Source organism: Pseudomonas akapageensis (assembly GCF_011355085.1).
GTDB lineage: Bacteria > Pseudomonadota > Gammaproteobacteria > Pseudomonadales > Pseudomonadaceae > Aquipseudomonas > Aquipseudomonas akapageensis.
The window spans coordinates 1-973 of sequence record NZ_VXCP01000080.1 but is presented as its reverse complement, the minus strand read 5'-3'; the positions used below and the strand labels follow the sequence as shown (position 1 = coordinate 973).

Here is a 973-nt window from a genome sequence, read left to right as displayed (position 1 = left end):
ACACCTCCCGCCTGGCGGCCCCCCGGCACCGCGAGTTCGCGCAGCGGCCGAGCAGGGCCGCCCACGACCTCTCGGATCGCGGGTGGTCAGATCAGGTAGCCAGTTGCTTGGCCGAGGTGGTTGTCCTGGGCGCCCGCGATGAGGTGCAGTGGGATGTGTTGTTGCGGATCAATGGTTGGGACTTCGAAGCTGGCCACTAGCTGGGGCTGGCGCTCACTTGGCTCGATGGACGCTTCTGCCAGTGCCTTGGCCATTCTCGCGTGGTTCGCTGCGATTTCATTGAGAGTTGACACGTTACATCTCCGGTGACTGACCAAGCGTATTGCTGGTGTCCTTTAAGCGTTAATTTTGATTGCTGCCGCGTCAGGATTACGTCGTTCTGTGGCTGCTAGGGCGGGGCTTTGCAAAGCGTAAGCCAAATACTGTCAAAATTCTGTTGTTCGTTTTTGTATGCGACGAATGGTGGTGCGGGGGGGGATTTGTGGGCTATGTAAAACGCGTTTTCTGACTGGCACTGTGGGGTCGGGCTTGCCGGCGAAAGCTTCATTTCAGTGCGTCTGATGTACCGCGTCGCCTGAATCGCGGGCAACCCCGATCCTACAAGATTCGTAAACACATTGATAAACGTGCTCGATACCGTCGAACCGCCGGTCGGCTTTTCTGTGCGCGGGTTGACGCTCGTTTTAATTGGGCTAGCTTAAAGCGTATGGGAAATTTTCCCACGCGGATAATTCAAGGAGAACGATGCAAGGGTGATAGGCCGCTTCCTCGTTGGCGGCGCCTGGATTGCACCTTGGCTGCATTGGCTCTGCTCGCGGTAATCATCAGGAGACACAAGATGACGGTTCAAATGCTTTTCAAGAAGGCTTTGCTGGCGTTGGCAATCGGTGGGGTCCTGTCGGCTTCCATCGTTTTGGTGCCTGATACTGTTTCCCATGGCTCGAGTGCATACGCCAAGGACGGTGGTGGTCAC

The 973-nt window shown here is 56.5% G+C and carries 1 protein-coding gene; it reads right to left on the bottom strand.

The features are described 5' to 3' along the window. Nucleotides 1-86: 86 nt before the first annotated feature. Nucleotides 87-293, bottom strand: coding sequence for a hypothetical protein (locus F2S13_RS29015; protein WP_166367315.1), 207 nt, complete (start codon nucleotides 291-293; stop codon nucleotides 87-89). Between the last annotated feature and the right edge of the window lie 680 nt (nucleotides 294-973).